Below are 18,148 nucleotides of genomic sequence, written 5' to 3'. Positions count from 1 at the left end.
GTTCGCGGAGGTGAGGTTGGCGGGCGAGCAGTTCGGTCAAGCGTCCATTTCTCTGCTGTGGCAAGGTGATCCGGGCGGTCGTAGCATCATCCCAGCATTCGACCCGAACGGCAGGACACCTATGCGCGACGGCAGCCATGTTTCTTCTTCACGTTCGACTCGGCGTCGACGCGGGAGCGGGACTGGTGGCCGGGGGTTGGCGGCATTGCTGGCGGCGGCGGTGGAGCGGAATCCCGATGGGGTCGCGGTGGTCGCCGATGGTGTGGAGCTCACTTATCGGGAGTTGGATGCGCGAACCAATAGGATGGCGCGCTGGCTGATTCAAGCCGGGGTGGGGCCCGAGGATCGGGTGGGGGTGGCGCTGTCGCGGTCGGTGGAATCGATCGCGGCGGTGTGGGCGGTTACGAAGGCGGGGGCGGCGTTCGTACCGTTGGATCCGGGGTATCCGCGCGCGCGGATCGAGTATCAACTCGCGGACAGCGGATGTGTGGTGGGGCTGACCGATCGCGGTCATCGGGAGGATCTGCCCGATACCGTTCGGTGGCTGGAACTCGATGATCCACGGGTGCGCACGGCGGTCTCGAGCGAATCACCGGCACCGATCTCCTACCTCGACCGCGCTGCGGCGCTGCGGGTTTCGAATACGGCGTATGTGATCTACACGTCCGGGTCGACGGGCGTGCCCAAGGGCGTCGAGGTCACCCACACCGGGTTGGCGGCGTTGTGCGCCGAGCTCCAGACGACCTTGGCAACCACCTCGGCGTCGCGATGCCTGCACTTCGCTTCACCGAGTTTCGACGCGTCGGTACTCGAACTGCTGCTCGCAGTCGGTGCGGGCGCGACGATGGTCATCGCCCCGCCCTCGCTCATCGGCGGCGGTGAACTGGCGGAATTCCTGTACCGGCAACGGGTTTCGCACGCCTTCTTGACGCCGTCGGTGCTGGCGACCGTGCAACCGGACGGGCTCGATGCACTCGGCACGATCGTGGTGGGCGGTGAGGCGTGTCCCGCGTCGCTGGTCATGCGCTGGGCCTGTGGTCCGCGACGGGTGCACAATGCGTACGGGCCGACGGAGACCACCGTCGCGGCCAGCCTCAGTGGTCCTTTGCTTCCCGATGCCCCCGTATCGATCGGTGGCCCGGTGCAAGGAGTGGGGCACCTCATCCTCGACAATCGACTGCGGGCGGTCGCGAACGGCTCGGTCGGCGAGTTGTATGTCACAGGACCGGGTTTGGCGCGCGGGTACATCGGTCAGTCCGCGCTGACCGCGGCGCGATTCGTCGCCGATCCGCAGGGGGCGGGCGCGCGGTTGTACCGCACCGGGGATTTGGTGCGCCGCAGCGATGGCGGCGAGTTGGAGTATCTCGGCCGGATCGACCATCAAGTCAATGTTCGCGGCCTACGCATCGAACTCGGGGAAATAGACGCCGCGCTATCCGGGCTGGCGGGCGTGGCGAGTGCGGTGACCGTGGACCGCGAAACCGCTACCGGCGATACCGAATTGGTGTCGTTCGTGCTGGCCGACGCCGACGCGGCACCGGATTCGACGGACCTGCTGGCACGGTTGGCGGCCCGACTACCGGGCTATATGGTGCCCAATTCCGTTGTGGTGGTGCCGGAGTTCCCGCTCACCGAGGCGGGCAAGGTCGATCGGAACGCACTGCGAACGCTGCCGGTGCGACGCGAAGGTCAGCGGCGGGTGACCGGTGCCGGAGAAGACCTCGTCGCCGAGGTATTCGCCCAGGTGCTCGGTGTCGAACGACTCGGGGCCGAGAGTGATTTCTTTGCCGCGGGCGGCAATTCGCTGCTGGTGACGCAGGCGGCGGCGCGGTTGAGCGAGATCTGGAAGGTGCGGATTCCACCGCAACTGCTGTTCGATCATCCGACCGTCGCCACACTGACCAAGGCCATTCGGTCCCAGCGGTTCGACACCGCGCGTCCGGCACTGCTGGCGGGATTGCGACCGGACCGAATTCCATTGTCGCCGAATCAGCTTCGATTCTGGCTGCGCAATCAGTTCGACACCGCCACCGCGGTGGACAATATCGGTTTCGCGTTGCGGCTCACCGGCCTCGATGTCGACGCGCTGCGCGGAGCGTTGCGCGATGTGATCACCCGGCACGAGGCACTGCGGACCCGCTATCCGGCCGATGCCGATGGGCCGTACCAGCAGATCGTGGACGCGGACGCGGTGATGGACGGGTTCGCGGTCCAAGATGTCGCCGAGGACGAGCTCTCCGCCAAGGTGCACAGCGTGATTCGCGAAGGGTTCGACGTCACCGCTCAGGTGCCGTTGCGCATGCGGCTGCTGCGCACCCCGACCGAACAGGTGCTGGTCTGCGCGGTGCACCATATCTGCGCCGACGGCTCGTCGATGGCACCGCTGGCCCAGGATATGGGCCTGGCGTACGCGGCCCGCTGCGGTGGCACCGCCCCATCGTGGCGGCCGGTGGCGGTGCAGTACGCCGACTACGCGCTGTGGCAGCAGGCACTGCTCGGGTCACGCGATGACTCCGAATCACTGCTGGCACAGCAGCTTCAATACTGGACCGAGGAACTGCGCGGGCTGCCGGACCAGCTCGATCTGCCGACCGACCGGAGGCGGCCCGCGATCGCCTCACTGCGCGGCGCGACGCTCGATCAACTGCTCCCCGCGACCGTCCACGAGCAGTTGCTGGCTTTCGCGCGGGCACGCCACGCGAGCGTGTTCATGGTGATGCGGACCGCGCTGGCGGTACTGCTGGCCCGGCTGTCCGGCACCCAGGACATCGCGATCGGCGTGCCGATGACCAATCGCGCCGAACCCGCCCTGGCGGGTGTGGTCGGAATGTTCGTCAATACCACCGTCTCTCGCACCCGGGTGGACGCAGCGGAGAGTTTCGACGCACTGCTGGCACGCACCAGAGATCGCGATCTGGCCAATTTCGCGCACTCGGATGTGCCGTTCGAACATGTCGTGGACGCGGTCGATCCGGTGCGATCGCCGGGGCGGCATCCGCTGTACCAGATCGGATTCGCGTTCCAGAACTTCACGCCCGCCGACTTGGAGATGACCGCGACGGATATGTCGGTGTTCGAAATCGAAGCCGATACGGTCAAGACCGATATGCATATCGGCGTGATCGATACCCGCGACGCCGAGGGCGCACTCGGACCCATCGCGCTGCGATTCGGTTACAGCACAGACCTTTTCGATCGATCCACGGTGCAGGGCTTCATCGACGCGTACACCCGGCTGCTGGAGTCCATCCTGGCCGATCCGCGCACCGCGGTGGGCGATCTCGCGATGGTCGATGGCCGCGAGGTGGCGCGCGGGGACGATGTGGCGGTCGCACGCGAGCATCTCACCGCCGCGATTGCCCGGCAGGTGGCCGAGCGCCCCGACGCGGTGGCCGTGGTCGGTGCGGACGAATCCCTCACCTTCGCCGAGCTGTACGAGCGCGCCACCCGGCGCGCACGGTGGCTGATCGCACAGGGTATCGGTCCGGAATCCCTTGTCGCGGTGGCGATGCGCCGATCGGTCGAGCAGGTCATCACGCTGTACGCGGTCGCGGAGGCGGGCGCGGCGTGGGTGCCGATCGATCCCGATCATCCGGCCGAGCGCATCGGATACATCCTCGATTCCGCTGCGCCACAGTGTGTTCTGACCACCACCGGCGACGGGTTCACCCTCGGTAGCCCGCATACCGTCGATACCGTTGACCTCGCAGGGTATTCCGCCGGACCCGTACGTGATGATGAGCGGACCACACCGCTGCGGGGCGATCACCCCTCCTATGTCATCTTCACCTCCGGATCGACCGGTAAGCCCAAGGGCGTGGTCGTCACCCACGCCGCGATCGTCAATCAGCTCGAGTGGATGCGTACTCGCTACGACGTGCGCGCACGGGATATCTACCTGCACAAGACCGCCGCGACCTTCGATGTCTCGCTGTGGGGGTATTTCCTGCCGCTGGGGGCCGGTGCGCGACTGGTGCTGGCCGGGCCGGACGAGCATCGGGACCCGCGGGCCATCTGCCGGTTGATCGCGGAACACGGTGCGACACTGACCGATTTCGTGCCGACCATGCTGACCCTGGTGGCCCGCGCGGCGACATCCGCGGATCTGGCGACCTTGCGCGCGGTGTTCGTCATCGGCGAGGCGCTCGCTCCGGAGACGGCGCAGGCGTTCGCGGAGGTCACCGCGGCCGAGCTGCACAACCTGTATGGACCGACCGAGGCCGCGGTCAGCATTACCGAACACCAGGTGGCCGAGGCGGATCGGCGTGCGGGAATCATGCCGATCGGGGTGCCCGCATGGAATTCGCAGTGCGGTGTGCTCGATTCCCGATTGCATCGGCTTTTTCCGGGTGTGGCCGGTGAGCTCGTGCTGGCGGGCGATCAACTCGCACGCGGTTATCATCGTGCGCCCGGACTCACCGCTTCGCGATTCGTCGCCAGCCCGTTCGGGCCGCCGGGATCGCGGATGTATCGCAGCGGCGATCTGGCGCGATCTCGGCCCGATGGTGTGCTGGAGTACCTGGGCCGCACGGACTTTCAGGTCAAGGTGCGCGGACATCGCATCGAACTCGGTGAGATCGAATCCGCACTGCTCGATGATCCCGCCGTTGCACAGGCCGTGGTCACCGTGCGCCGGGACGGCCAGGACGATCGGCTGATCGGCTATGTGGTGCCGCGGGCGGGGACCACCGTCCAGCCGAAGGAACTGCGGCACAACGTATCCGGGCTACTGCCGGGATATATGGTTCCGGCGGCGGTGATGGTGCTCGAGTCGCTGCCGGTGAACACCAGCGGCAAGGTCGATCGGGCCGCATTGCCCGCGCCGGTGTTCGCCGCCGAGGTCGTCATCGCACCGAGCACCCCGCTGGAGATCGCGATCGCGCGAGTCTTCGCGGAGGTGCTGGAGGTTTCCGATGTCGGTTCGGCCTCGGACTTCTTCGAGCTCGGCGGCTCGTCGCTGCTGATATTCGTGCTGCACCAACGTCTTTCGGAGCGGCTGGACTGCGATGTCCCGATGTCCGCGATCCTGGCCGCACCGACCGTGGCGGGTCTGGCGGGGTATGTGAGCGGACTTCGCAGGCCGCTCCCCGCGTTCACGCCGGAGACCGATGCGGTTCTCGCCCCGGCGATCTCGCTCGCGGGATGTGCGCTGGCACGGCGTAGCGCGGACAACATCCTGCTCACCGGTGCGACGGGATTCCTCGGCGCACATCTGCTGCACGAATTGCTGACCAGCACCCGCGCGCGGGTCTGGTGCCTGGTGCGCACCCACGGCGACGATGATCCACTCGATCGAATCCTGCTGGCCATGGCACGATTTCGGCTGCCGACCGACGGCGTCACCGACCGGGTGACGGCCGTACGCGGTGATCTGGCCGCACCGCGACTGGGCCTGGACGCCGGGCAGTTCGATCTGCTCGCCGACCGGATCGACGTCATCTATCACAATGGCGCGAAGGTCAACCACGTCGATCCATATGAGCGGCTGCGCGCGGCGAATGTCGAAGGCACGCGCTCGGTGCTCGAATTGGCCACCACCGCACGGGTGAAGGCCGTGCACTACATCTCCACCCTCGGCGCGGCGATCCCGGCGGGCACGGTCCCCGAGGTCGTCGGCGAGAACGATCGGCTGCGCGCGGACCAACTTCAGTCCAATGGCTATCTGACCTCGAAATGGGTTGGTGAGGAACTGATTCGCCAAGCCGGTGCGCGCGGGGTGCCGGTGAGCATTCATCGGCCGGGAACGATCTGCGGTGACACCCGTACCGGTGTCAACAATCCCGATGACGCCCTCTGGAATATGGTGCGCGCCGCCGCGGTGCTCGGTGTCACGCCTGAGGTAGGCGATGCCACGGTTTCGCTGGTTCCCGTCGACTACGTCGTGCGCGCGATCGTCGCACTCGGCTCGAATCCGCGCACCGAGACCGTCTACCACCAGGTCAATCACACACCCGTCGAGGTGCGCGAGATCCTGGAATGCCTGCGCGAACACGGCTATCCGGTACACGAACGGTCGATGGATTTCGTACTGGCCGAACTGAACCGGCAATCGGTGACCCGCTCCGCCACGGGCGATGACTCCCTCGCCCGTGCGTCGGTGCTGGCGTCCACCTTCGGAGATCTCGCCGGGCACACCCGATGGGATGACACACATACGCGAGAGGCACTGCACGAGAAGGGCATTCATTGCCCGGTCATCGATCGAGAGGTGCTGAACCGGTATCTCGAACAGTTCACGGCATCGGGATTCCTGCCCGCGCTGACGGTCGGAGCACACTGAATCACCCCCCCGGCCGTGCGCCCCGCAATCAGCGGCGCGCACGGCCGGGGGAAGGAACGCTAGGTGACGGGTTCTGCTCCCCAGCGCGCCATTCGACGCGCTGCGGTTCCGATCAGCGCCGCTTCGATCCGCGCGTGGAGCGCCGCGAATTCCGGCTCGAATCGCACGTGCACATACAACTCCGCGTCGCCGGAGGGCCGCAGGACGGACACGTGACCACCCATGGCCGGTATCAGGAACGTACTCGCGTCCGCACCGGACGCCTCCTCCGCGACATGCATTTCCAAGTCCGAAATCGCGTCCCGCACCCGATCCAGCTCACCACCCGCCCAGTTCTCGTAGCAGCTCTGCCGGGTCCAGGAAGCGAACCACAGCACCTCACTGGCCACCACGAGGCGTCCCGAGGTGCAGAACCAGCGCACGGCGTCGGAGTACGAGGTGCCCACATCGATCGCCTCATCCGAATGACGCGGCAGCATCACAAGACCCCGCCCCGGGACCAGTGCCAGTTGGTCGCCATCGGATGAACCGCCCACCGGTACGGCGTCCGCGAAATCAGCCTGCCCCAGTTCCGGGTGCTTCCAGAACCAGTACTCCGCCCACATCTCTCGCATGCCGTCGAGACTGTCCAGAATGCGCGTCGGCCCCCAGACATCGAAAGCGTTGCAGACACTGCCCTGGCCGTAAGTCGCCATGAAGTCGGCGTATCCGAGCGGCATCGGCATGCCCAGGCGCTGTTCGAGGGCCGAGACAGCCGCGGCGTCAACTGGTTCGAGGCTGCTCGAAACGACGATCAGATCTAGTGACATGCTCACACGCCGTATCCGGTGAAGTCCTGGGCGGTCGTGGTCACCATACGACCGCCCAGCGCCTGCACCTGAGCGCGAGCTCGAGGATCGCCGCTGGGCGGCAACAACATTGACCACACCGTCGAACCGTCGGCAGCGTCGATCGCCTGCACCGTGACACTGTCGGTCAGGATGAGATGGGTGGCGTCTGTGATGCCGTCGTACCTGGTGAATTTGGTGGCGTGTTCGAACGGCGAGGGCCGCTGCCACACTCGATGACCGTCGGCGAGATCGAGGCCGGAAAGCGTTGTGCCATCGAGTGATCGCACGAGCACGCAATCGCGCACCACGCCCTCGATCGCGCTCGAGCGTCCGACATAGTCGTCGATGCCGATCTCGGGGTTGGTCCACAGGATTGCGCCGGTCGTCCGGTCGTAGGCGCTTTCGCCCGTCATGATCGGCAGCGGCGCAGCGGTAGCGACCGGGTACCACTCGAGTAGGAAGCTGGCGTTGGCGACCTCGGTGATCCGATGGCCGTCGCGACCGAGCAACGCGACCTTTCCCGCGGTGCCGCTGCGATCGATCACCTGCGAGGCGATCATGCCGCCGTTGAAGACGTAACTGACCGGTCCGGTGAAAAGTGGTTCGCCAGTTCGCAAGTCATGGACCCGGACATTGCCGTCCCGTCCGTACCGGAAGTAATCCGGCGCGTTGATGATGGGGATGACCGGGTCGCCGGGAACGATGGTCGGGAAGCTCTTGCGCCAGCTCGCGGCGATATCGGAGAGGGTTCCCCGAGTGAACACGGCGGTCTGCAGATCAGCGGTACGACCGGCCACCGTAACGACACCGTCGCGAGCATCGACGTGCTCGACCTCGAAATCGGTGGTGGCGTCGGTGCGGACCGCGCCCGTCGCGCTGTCGATGATCAGGACCCGATGGGTGTCCCAGCAGGTCAGCAGATCCTGGAATACCCGTTCGCCGCAGCTGGCGATCGTACCGGCATCGATTGTCCAGCGCGGCTTTCCGGTTTCGGGGTCGATCCCGTGCAGTCGCACCGAATCGACCGGCTGTCCGGCTCCACCGTTCGCACTGGCGGGCACCGCGGTGGCCGCCACGATCGTGGTCCCGGCATCCATCGGCGCGCCGTATCCGTAATAGCTGCCCAGGCCGTGCGGGGCGGACAGCAGCACCGCACCGGGCTCGTCGGACAGGTCGGCGGCACGCACCGTCCACAGCGGCCTGGGCGCGGAGTCGAGCGTGGACGCGATGCGAAACTTGCCGCCCACCACCGGGGTCGCCTGCGGGGACTGCCGGGGCGATCGGACCACCCACGCGAAGGTCGCAACGCCCGCCACCACGGCCACGACCAGTACCGCGATCCAGATTCGGTACCTGTTCGGACCTGTGAACCACGATGCGGGCGAGTTCATGCGGTAGTCCCCCTCGAAGTGTCGATTCGGACACCAGTCCAAATGCGCGTCCTCGCAAGGTATCAGCTACCGCCGAAGCGGTCCGCCGCGCCCGATTTCCCACCGGTGGCACTGGCGTAGGCGATTCGGGAACTACGGTTGTCGACCATGTTCGCACTGTCGTTGCGCAAGGCGGCCTGCGTCGTCGCCGTTTCCTGCCTCTCGCTCTCGGCCGCCCTGGCCAGCCCTGCGGCCACCGCCGAGAACGCGGGCTTCGGTCAGGTATCCGGTCTCGGCGTGCTCGATCCGGCTTGGTCATTCCCGGCGGCCGCCGCCGCGATCGAGCTTCGATACACGACAACGAATCAGTACGCGCAGATCGCACCCGCCTCGGCGGGACTGTACGTACCGCCCGGGCTGCCTCCGGCGGGCGGCTGGCCGCTGGTGGTCTGGGCGCACGGCACGGTGGGGATCGCCGATGCGTGCGCTCCCTCGCGCCAACCCCAATCAGAGCGCAACCGCACCTATTTCAACGAGATCCTGAACAACGGCTATGCCGTGCTGGCTCCGGACTACCAGGGGCTGGGGACCGGCGGCGGGTTCAGCTACTACAACACCATCGTCGAAGGCCGTTCCATCCTGGACGCGGTAGCCGCGATCCGCACGACTCCAGTTCCGCTGTCACACAATTGGGTCGTCATCGGACAATCCGAGGGCTCGCACGCCGCGCTCAGCGCGGTCTCGCTCTACGATCCCGCCGGACGGGCGGCAGGGCTGAACGGCGCGGTCGTCACCGGCCTGCGCGCCAACACCGGACCGAGCCTGCGCACGATGTTCCAGCGCTCCTCCACCGGGTCCGCCAACCAAATCGCTTACGCCGCCTACTATCTGGCGGCGATGCAGCAGTTGTATCCGGATCGGGTGACGCCGTTTCTGTCCGACTTCGGCCGCGACTATGTGGCACAGGCGAATTCGACCTGCCTGGCGAATCTCACCGCCGCGGCGCAGGGGCGACGCCCGGCGGCGCTGGTCACCGACCCGGACTCCCCTACACCGACCTTCGAAGCCGATATCGCCGCCCTGGCGGGCTTCCGAACCGATGACTTCCCGATCGATGTCTCCATCGGCTACGGCACCGCCGATATCGACGTACCCCCCACCTACACAGAGGAATTCGGCCAGCAATTGCAGCGCAGCAACCCCGGCATCACGGTCGGCGTCACCCAATATCCGGGCAAGGATCACAGCGGAGCGTTCCTTGCATCCTTGCCCGATGCACTGCGGTTTCTGCGAGCCCATTTCTGAAGCGACAACCTGTGCCCGGCAGCCGATGGCAAACGCGCGATATCAGGCCCGCTGGTTTGCGGCCTCGGCTTCGGCAAGGGCCTTCAAGGCCGCGAGCACGGGGCTCTCCCCCTCGTCGTCGCCCTCAACACCGTCGGTCTCGCGGGGATCTTCCTGCGTGATCGTCAATTCCGTTGCGCCCGCGTCGTCTTCGAGCGCGTACCCCATGGTGAAGTAATTCTCCGGCTTGTCCTCGAGCTCCGGGCGGGGCGCGAACAGCGAATACCGCAGCCGCGCGGGGGAATCGACCAGTAGCACGGTGCCCCACTGCTCGAACGTGGTTCCATCCCATTCGGTGGTGAACCTGATCGGCGAACCGATCGACCAGTCGGTGCTCAGGACGCTGCCGTACTGCCATTGCCTGACATATTCGGGATCGGTCAGCACCGCCCACACGATCTCTCGGGGTGCTTCGATACGAACCTTGGACGTGACTGTGCACATGGCGGGACTGTAGCAATCCCCACCGTCAATTCCGGGCGTGCTGGCGTGCGGTGATCGCCTGGTGGACGCTGAGGAAGAACAGCACGAATCCGATCGTCAGCAAGATGTGCGCGCCGCCGGCCAGGTGCGACAGCAATTCGTACTTGCTGTCACCGCGGACTGTCCTTGCGCCGATGACGGTCATGCACGCCACCATCCATAGGACGCCCGCGTTGTAGAGGATGAAGAACCAGCGGTAAGCGCGGGTATCGGACAGGGCGAGTTGGTGTTCGAGCACCAGAACGATCAGGAAGAACAGTGTTCCCAACGCCAGCAGGTGGGTGTGGACCACGGCGAGTTCGGTCTTTCCGGTGAAGTCGTGGGATTTGGTGAGTTCGCGGTAGAACAGGCCGGACAGCAGTCCCAGCACGGTGTAGCCGACGGCGGCCCAATAGAGCTGTTTCATCGAGTCCTCGTTCGTGAAATATATTGCGGTCGTTCAGGTCTGCCGATGTCAGGCGGGCTGCGCGGCGGGTTCCCGGCCGGCGAGAGACTGGTCCTCGGGCGCGTTGCTGGTTTCGCGCAGAATCAGCAGGCCGGTGACTGCGATCAGCGCTGCGGTCAAACCGTGGACGCCGAACGCGGTGGCCGTGGAGCCGTCGTGAGCCAGGACATTGACCATGTCGCCGATCGGGGCGGCGGCCGTCATCAGCAAGACCCAACCCAGGGCGCGGCGTTGGCCGGTGAGCAGCAGGATGCCTGTGCCCAGGCCCATCGCGAGTTCGCGGCAGCCTTTCACGATGAGGAATCCGCCGCCGTCGGCGGGGATCTCGGGCAGCCCGAAGCCTTGGGCAGCCGCCTCGGGGGTCAGCACGAACGAGATCGCGAGATAGAAGGTGAACAGAACGACGGCGGCGGCCAGGACGGTGTTGATGGTTGTGCGCGACATGGTGGTTCTCCAGTGACGTTGTGGCGGTGAGCCGTTGTCCGACAGGGCATTCGGCGCCCTAGCGATGAAATCTAGCGGCGCTAGATTGTCACAGTAAATGACAATCCGATTAGTTGTCAATCATGTTCGATGGCAGTCATGTTGGATTGCTAAAGTGAGGCCATGGTGAACCGGCCGTTGGACTCGCGTGGGGTGTTTCTGCTGTCGCAGATCGGTCATCACGTGGCATATCGGTTCACCGAACAGCTGTCCCGATTGGATCTGGATCCCGCTCACTTCGCGGTCCTGGGTCACCTGGCAGCCGAGGATGGCCGCAGTCAGCAAGAACTCGCGGATCTGCTTCGGGTGCACCGCAATGCGATGGTCGGACTGGTCGACGAGCTGCAGGAACGCGCACTGGTGACCCGGCGCCCGCATCCGGACGACCGGCGCGCGCACGCGGTGCATCTCACCGATCACGCCCGCGAGATGCTCGAGGCGGTCCAATCCGAGGCCGACGCACTGGAATCGGAAATCCTCGCACCACTCGACGAGAGCGAGCGAAGCCTGCTCATCCCCCTCCTGCATCGCATCGCCGCACACGCGGACCTTCCGGCCGGAATCCACCCCGGCCTGCAAAGACGGCGTCGCGCCCGCCGAAACGCGCAGTGAACTCGGCTCGCATCATGGAACTCCCGGCCTCCGAACCCGATCGCCACACCGCAGCCGACCTGCTCGGTGTCCTCGCCGAGCTGGAATGCCGGGAGCCGATCTTCCACCATCCCGAATTCGGCACGTCGCGTGAAGACTTCGAGCGGGCCACGGCACCGGACTTTTGGGAGACAGGTGCATCGGGACAGCGATACAGTAGGGAATTCGTGTGGGCCACCCTCGAACAGCGACGGCTCGCCGCCGAGCCCGGCGCCGAGGAGGATTCGTGGCAGACCAGCGATTTCCTACTGCGTGAAATCGCCTCGGACACTTATCTACTCACCTACACCCTGCAACAAGATGATCGGCTCACCCGGCGCCTGACGGTCTGGCAGCGCGCCGCGAATGACTGGACGATCCTGTATCACCAGGGGACGGTGGTCGGGTAGGCTTCCCCGCCCTCATAGCCCGCGATCTCGCGAGGCTCTCGCTGCGCACGTGACCGCGCCCAGCGATTCCGGGGGTGTGAAACGGAGGCCGTGGTCCAGGGCCAGTTGCCTCGCACGGTCGGCGAACCCCGCTGGGCCACCGGTGTAGCTGTCGGCGAATCGGAGGGCACCGCCGGTCCAGCGCGGGAAACCGGCCCCGAGAACGGATCCGAGATTCGCTTCCGCCGCCGAGGCGACGGTGCCGTCATCCAGGCAGCGGATCGCCTCGAGCGCGACGCGGAAAAGCAGGCGGTCGGTGAGATCGGCAAGGGACACTTGCGGTTTCGGGGGCCGGGTGATCTGTGCGGGCGGCGGGGTGGACGGCACCACCGCTAGCGTGAAGCCGCCCACCCGGGCGGCCTGTGTGATCGACTCCGCCGATATGCCCTCGGCCAGCATCTGTTGGCCCTCATCGACGATCTGCGCGATGAGCCGGGCGATATACGGGCCGGTGACGACGATCGGGGTCCATCCCAGGGCCTCGGCCAGATCACAGAGCATCCGCGGGTCGATGTCGGCCGCGGCTCGGCCGACATCGATTTCGAGCACCGCAGGGCCGCCGGCCGAGATCGGGATCCGCAGGTGCGCCCGATGGGGTTCCTTCGCTGGGCCGGTCAACAGGGCGTCGGCGGTCAGGTACGAGACCGAGCCGGGATCGGTCGACTCCCCCGCGTGACCAGCGCCGCCGCGTGCATCGATCACCAGGCGCGCGACCGCGTCATCAACGGGCCCGGCCGCGAACCGCCGCACGGTGAAACCCTGTGTGGCCAGCAGCTTCTCGATCCGCGCCGCAGCGACGGTGTCGCCGAGAACGGCAACTTCGCCAGAGGTGACCCGAGGCTGACCGGCGAGCCGGGGCCGCAGGCTACGCACCTCGCGCGGGTCGAAGAACGTCAGGTGGATCATGTTCTTGGCGACGGTCCCGGTCGAGACGCGCTCGGCGTGGTGATCCTCGATCGCGCACGCGGTGTCGAAATCGAACAGCGCCCCTTCCGCCGCCGCGGCGGTGATGTGGTGCGGTGCGGTATACGGTGCGCCGCCGGTGTATCGGCGCACCAGGGCCGCGAGTTCGACCGCGGTGACCGCGTCGCCGGGAATCCGATGTCCGGGCCGATCCCAGGGCTGGGTGGCATCCGGGTTCGCGTGTATCCACCGAATCGCTTGTGGGAGTAGTCGCTCAGTCGCACCGACGAGTTGATCGATCAGTCCGCGCGCCAGCGCCTGCCGGGGTGTGAAGCGCGTCCCCGGCAGCAGGACATCCTCGAGTGCGGCCCGCACGCCCAGCCGTCGCACCGTGCGGACGATGCCGCCACCGGCGGGCAGCAGGCCCAATGTCACCTCGGGCAGGCCCAATTCGATGTCGACGGCGTCGACCACGATGCGATGGTGTGTGGCCAGCGCCAACTCCAATCCGCCGCCCAGCGCCGCCCCCGCGATCGCGCTGACCACGGGCCGGCCGAGCTGTTCGAGGCGGCGCAGTTGGGTCTTGGCGAGCAGTCCCGGTCGTTCCGCACCCGGTTCGCTTGGCAGGTCCCGGATTTCGCGCAGATCCCCTCCGGCGAAGAACGTCTGCTTCGCCGAGGTGATCACCACACCGGTCACCGCGTCGTGTTCGCGGTAAAGCCGATCGACGGTGTCGGACAGTGCGGCGGCGAAGGCGGTATTCATCGTATTGGCCGAGCGCAGTGGATCGTCGAGCGTGAGCAGCACGATGCCGTCGGCTCGGCGATCCCAGCGAATCGGACTGTAGGCGGTCATCGCCCGCCGACCGTGTCCTTCGTCGCGACCGTCATCGGCGGCGCGGCCTGCCAGTCACCGACCCCGTCGGCTTCGGTGGCGTAGGCCGCGCCACCGCCGTGCAATTCGGCCCAGTGCGCGTGCAACACGTGGTGTAGGGAGAACACCGAGGTCAGCGCGGTGCGAAAGCCCTGGGCGTCCACCGACTGGTTCACCGATTCCTTGACCATCAGCGAGGCCATCGACGGCAGCGCGGCTACTCGGCCCGCGAACTCCAGTGTGCGCGCGGGGAGTTGATCGGCCGGGAAGATCTTGTTGATCATGCCGAGGCGATACGCCTCCTCCGCATCGATCGCGTCACCGGTGAGCAGCAGCTCCTTGGCCTTGCGCGGGCCGAATTCCCATGGGTGCGCGAAGTATTCGACTCCGGCGCCGCCGAGCCGGGGCCCAACCGGATCGGCGAATCGGGTGCCCTCGGCGGCGATGACCAGATCGCAGGCCCACATCAGCATGAGCCCGGCCGCGTACACCCCGCCCTGCACCTCGGCGATGGTGATCTTGCGCAGATCCCGCCAGCGCAGCGTGTTCTGGAAGAAGTAGTGCCACTCCTGAATCATCCTGCGCTCCACCGATTCCCGAGTGCCGCCATTACCGGCGAAGGATCGATGACCGGTGGACCCGGGCAGCATCTCGGCCAGTGCCTCGGGCGATCCCAGATCGTGGCCGGAGGAGAACACCGCGCCCGCCCCGGCCAGAATCACCACCCGCACCCGATCATCGGTTTCGGCACGGCGGAAGGCCTCGTCGAGTTCGACCAGCAGACCGCGATGCTGCGCGTTTCGAGTCTGCGGGCGGTCCAACACAATTCGGACGATGGTGCCGTCCGCATGCGATTCATAGCGCAGGAACGCGTAGTCGCTCATCGGCTGAGCCTTTCTTGTTCGGCGTCGCGCAACGCGGCGCGGCGCACCTTGCCCGCGTCGTTGGCGAGCGGTTCTGATACGAAGCGGTAGGTAGCGGGCTGCTTGTATCGGGCCAAGCGCCCGGAGACGAAAGTGCGCAGGCTCTGCTCGTCGAGGTCCGCGTTCGCGGAGTGCACCAGGGCGTGCACGCGCTGGCCGAGATCCTCATCGGACAGACCGACCACCACGCAGGACAGCACGTCGGGATGTTCGATGATCGCGGCTTCGACCTCAGCGGGATAGACATTCGCGCCGCCGCGCAGAATCAGATCGGTGCGCCGATCCGCGAGGTAGAGGTAGCCGTCGGCGTCGAGGTGCCCGATATCGCCGATCACCTCCCAGCCGTCCGCGTACTCGAGGGCCTGCGCGCCGCGGTAGTGGTAGGTGGGCGCGGTGCCCGCGGGGCGGCGCACCGCGAGCGAACCGACCTCACCGACGGGCACCGGTCGCCCCTCGGCGTCGACGATCCTGATCTCACCCACCACCGGGCGGCCCACCGAGCCGCGATGCTCGAGCCACTCCGCGCCGGAGATCACCGTGACCACCTGGGCCTCGGTCGCGCCGTAGTTCTCGTAGAGCCGGTCGGGGCCGACGAGTTCGATCCAGCGCTGTTTGAGCCACGGTGGGCATGGAGCGGCCGAATGCCACACTGTCCGCAGGGAACTCAGGTCGTAGGCCGCAGGGTCAGCCTCGATCACTCGCAGCATGCGCAGCATCATGGTCGGGACCAGGTTGACGAATTCGACGCGGTGCGCGCGGATCGCCTCGAGTGCCGCGGCGGCGTCGAACCGCACCATGACCACCAGGTGGTGCCCCAGTAGCGCGCCGATCATCGCGGCGGCAAACGGTCCATTGTGATAGAGGGGACCGGGGATGAGCTGAACCTGATTGTGCCACAACCGGAATATCGACCCGGCCGCCTCGGGATCGAACTCACCGGAGTTCCCCGCCACGATGAGTTTGGGCCGTCCGGTGCTGCCGCCGGAGGTAGGCGCTTTCCACGAAGGCGACACGCGCGATGGCAGCGCGGAATCGTCCAGATTCGGGTTGGGCTGGAATCCCCTTGGCACCGTGGGTATTCCGGGCGGTAGCGCGGCGGACAGCTCCTCGGGGAAGCCGACCAGCAGCGCGGGTACGGCCAGTTCGAGAACCTGGGTGAGCTCGCGCGGTGCGAGCCCGGCCGCGACCGGCTGCGGGACCGCCCCCAATTTCCAGACCGCGAAACAGGTCTCGAAGAATTCGATGCCGTTGGGCAGGCCGATGCTGACGAAATCACCCTGGCGCACCCCGAGCGCGGCATAGGCGCGGGCGAGTCGGTTGGCCCGGGATTCGAGCTCGGCGCGCGTGATGGTCCGCTCGCCGCAGGTGACGGCGGGGCGGGTGGGTTCGAGGGTCGCGAGCACGGTGAGCTGATCACCGATGGGCAGCACGGTCATCGCCGCCCCCTACGCGTGCGACCGTGCGGGGACCCACAGCGCCAACTCCGCGGGGTCCGGATCGTGGATGAGGGTCGCGGTGTCAGCGAAGTCCATCAGCGCCTGGTGCGCGAGGTCGTAGCGCGGCCATGCGGGCAAACTGTCATGACGGGGATTTCCGGTACTGACGAACGACACCCAGGTGCGATGCAGATCGTCCGCCACACGCTGGGGCGGATTGGGGCCGGTGAAGGATTCGGCCTTGGGCACATCGAGCGCATCGAAGGCGAAGGGTTGCTCGACCGTATGCCCGGCACCGATGGTGCCATCGAAAGCCGTTGACTGCCACGAGAATCGATAGAAGTACGTGGACGGTGAGCGCAGCGCGGACGCGCGGGCCAGGAGGGTGGACGGGGCGCGATAGATCCGATCGGTTTCCAGGGCGGCCAGCAATTGCCCGGGATCCGCGTCCGGGCGGGTGGACCGGTACAGCTCCAGCACCTCGGCGCCGCGCCCGGGCAGCACGCCCTCGAAATGCGCTGTGACGGCGGCGGTGTCGAGGGTGATCAGGCCGACGCCGAGCACCAGGCGGAACTCCTCCCGGTTGTATCCGATGAGCAGATCAACCCCGCCATGGCCGGGTCTGGCGATCGTGTCGACCGGAGTGGAGGGCAGGAACTCACCGCCCACCGCAGGCTGGAAGGGGTTGCCGCTGCGCGCTATCTCCGCCCCGAACCGATCGACGTCGCGGGTGGCGACGACCTCGTCGAAGAGGTCACGCTGAATGCCGATCACCCGTTCGGGGTCGGCGTCACGCAGAGCGCGCAAGGCCTCGAGATCGCCGAAGGTCAGCCCGGCCCGCCGATAGACCTCGCGGGCGGAGAGCTGCGCGGAAGCCGGTGACAGCAGCGGGTCGGGATAGCCGCTCTGAATGATGGCCCGCGCGAACAGGTTCCGCGCCGAGGGAACGGCCAGCAGCGCGCCGACCGCGGTGCCGCCCGCCGAGTTGCCCGCGATGGTGACCGCGTCCGGGTCGCCACCGAACGCGCGGATATTGTCCCGGACCCAGCGCAGTGCCGCGATCTGGTCGGCGGTGCCGAAGTTACCCGAGGCGGGATCCTCGTCGGTCCAGAGATACCCGTCGATGCCGAGCCGGTAGTTGATCGACACCTGGACCACACCGTGCCGTGCGAATGATCCCTTGTCGACCAGCGGGCTGCCGGTGCCGCCGCCGAACAGGAATCCGCCGCCGTGAATCCAGACCAGGACCGGCAGCCCGGCGGCTCCGAGATCGGGGGTCCAGACATTGAGGGTCAGGCAGTCTTCGCCGGTGGGGCCGTCGGGGGAAAACAGCTCGCCCAGACTGCCCGGGGGCCGGTGTTGCGGTGCGGCGACCCCGAATTCGGCGGCGTCGCGTTCACCGTCCCACGGCTCGGGAGGCACCGGCGCGCGATAGCGCAGCGGGCCCACCGGCGCGGCGGCGTACGGCACTCCGCGAAAGACGTACACACCGTCCTGCACTACACCTTTGACCAGACCGTACGTGGTCGACGCGACTGTCCGCATGCCCAATTCCCATCGTCGATGATGCGTTGACGCTGTTCAGCCTGCGATGTCGGCGATTGCGGGGACAGTGGGGAATACCCTCGCGATAATGCGCGATACTCGGAATTCGCCCGGCGACGACGGCGGGTGAGCACGCACGCGGAAAGGGCTGCCG

Annotated in this window: 13 protein-coding genes; 4 read left to right on the top strand and 9 right to left on the bottom strand. The window is 66.9% G+C overall.

The genetic code is table 11. The features are described 5' to 3' along the window. The first annotated feature begins 196 nt into the window (after window positions 1–196). Window positions 197–6,280, top strand: a complete 6,084-nt coding sequence (locus tag ACFC4D_RS17110) for an amino acid adenylation domain-containing protein (protein WP_376064334.1) — start codon at window positions 197–199, stop codon at window positions 6,278–6,280. 59 nt (window positions 6,281–6,339) lie between these two features. Here ACFC4D_RS17110 and ACFC4D_RS17105 read toward each other — a convergent pair whose 3' ends face one another. Further along, the gene (locus ACFC4D_RS17105; RefSeq protein ID WP_376064332.1) at window positions 6,340–7,095 is read right to left on the bottom strand and encodes a hypothetical protein; all 756 of its coding nucleotides are present in this window, start codon (window positions 7,093–7,095) and stop codon (window positions 6,340–6,342) included. Beyond that, window positions 7,092–8,501 carry a PQQ-binding-like beta-propeller repeat protein gene (locus tag ACFC4D_RS17100; protein ID WP_376064331.1) on the bottom strand — a complete coding sequence of 470 codons (1,410 nt, stop codon included), beginning with the start codon at window positions 8,499–8,501 and terminating at the stop codon, window positions 7,092–7,094. The genes ACFC4D_RS17105 and ACFC4D_RS17100 overlap by 4 nt, the downstream gene beginning before the upstream one ends. A 147-nt stretch (window positions 8,502–8,648) precedes the next feature. Between ACFC4D_RS17100 and ACFC4D_RS17095 the strand changes: the two genes are divergently transcribed. Further along, the gene (locus ACFC4D_RS17095) at window positions 8,649–9,785 is read left to right on the top strand and encodes a lipase family protein (protein ID WP_376064330.1); all 1,137 of its coding nucleotides are present in this window, start codon (window positions 8,649–8,651) and stop codon (window positions 9,783–9,785) included. Window positions 9,786–9,827: 42 nt separating this feature from the next. Here ACFC4D_RS17095 and ACFC4D_RS17090 read toward each other — a convergent pair whose 3' ends face one another. From ACFC4D_RS17090 to ACFC4D_RS17080, 3 genes are read right to left on the bottom strand one after another with little or no spacing between them, the layout of a single operon-like run. Further along, window positions 9,828–10,268, bottom strand: coding sequence for an SRPBCC domain-containing protein (locus ACFC4D_RS17090; RefSeq protein WP_376064327.1), 441 nt, complete (start codon window positions 10,266–10,268; stop codon window positions 9,828–9,830). 25 nt (window positions 10,269–10,293) lie between these two features. Beyond that, window positions 10,294–10,713, bottom strand: coding sequence for a DUF2871 domain-containing protein (locus tag ACFC4D_RS17085; protein ID WP_376064325.1), 420 nt, complete (start codon window positions 10,711–10,713; stop codon window positions 10,294–10,296). Window positions 10,714–10,761: 48 nt separating this feature from the next. Further along, window positions 10,762–11,196, bottom strand: a complete 435-nt coding sequence (locus ACFC4D_RS17080; RefSeq protein ID WP_376064322.1) for a DUF4267 domain-containing protein — start codon at window positions 11,194–11,196, stop codon at window positions 10,762–10,764. A 162-nt stretch (window positions 11,197–11,358) separates the two neighbouring features. On the opposite strand from ACFC4D_RS17080, the gene ACFC4D_RS17075 reads away from it, so the two are divergent. Next, window positions 11,359–11,847, top strand: a complete 489-nt coding sequence (locus tag ACFC4D_RS17075) for a MarR family winged helix-turn-helix transcriptional regulator (RefSeq protein WP_376064321.1) — start codon at window positions 11,359–11,361, stop codon at window positions 11,845–11,847. Between the two features lie 14 nt (window positions 11,848–11,861). Further along, window positions 11,862–12,275, top strand: a complete 414-nt coding sequence (locus tag ACFC4D_RS17070; protein WP_376064319.1) for a DUF4440 domain-containing protein — start codon at window positions 11,862–11,864, stop codon at window positions 12,273–12,275. A 12-nt stretch (window positions 12,276–12,287) separates the two neighbouring features. On the opposite strand, the gene ACFC4D_RS17065 is transcribed toward ACFC4D_RS17070, so the two are convergent. Genes ACFC4D_RS17065 through ACFC4D_RS17050 form a run of 4 tightly spaced genes read right to left on the bottom strand, consistent with a single transcriptional unit; the run spans window position 12,288 to window position 17,994 of the window. Beyond that, on the bottom strand, window positions 12,288–14,072 hold the full coding sequence (locus ACFC4D_RS17065; protein WP_376064318.1) for an enoyl-CoA hydratase-related protein: 1,785 nt from the start codon (window positions 14,070–14,072) through the stop codon (window positions 12,288–12,290). Beyond that, window positions 14,069–14,974: an enoyl-CoA hydratase gene (locus ACFC4D_RS17060; protein WP_376064317.1), complete on the bottom strand. Its 906-nt coding sequence runs from the start codon at window positions 14,972–14,974 to the stop codon at window positions 14,069–14,071. The genes ACFC4D_RS17065 and ACFC4D_RS17060 overlap by 4 nt, the downstream gene beginning before the upstream one ends. Then, the gene (locus ACFC4D_RS17055) at window positions 14,971–16,449 is read right to left on the bottom strand and encodes an AMP-binding protein (RefSeq protein ID WP_376064314.1); all 1,479 of its coding nucleotides are present in this window, start codon (window positions 16,447–16,449) and stop codon (window positions 14,971–14,973) included. Before ACFC4D_RS17055 ends, ACFC4D_RS17060 begins: the two co-directional genes overlap by 4 nt. 9 nt (window positions 16,450–16,458) lie before the next feature. Next, a complete protein-coding gene (locus ACFC4D_RS17050; protein WP_376064311.1) occupies window positions 16,459–17,994 on the bottom strand; it encodes a carboxylesterase/lipase family protein in 1,536 nt (511 codons plus the stop codon). Window positions 17,995–18,148 lie beyond the last annotated feature (154 nt).

Source organism: Nocardia sp. NPDC056000, assembly GCF_042269265.1.
Lineage (GTDB): Bacteria > Actinomycetota > Actinomycetes > Mycobacteriales > Mycobacteriaceae > Nocardia.
Note: the sequence above shows the minus strand (reverse complement) of the source record. Positions and strands in the feature narration are given on the sequence as shown.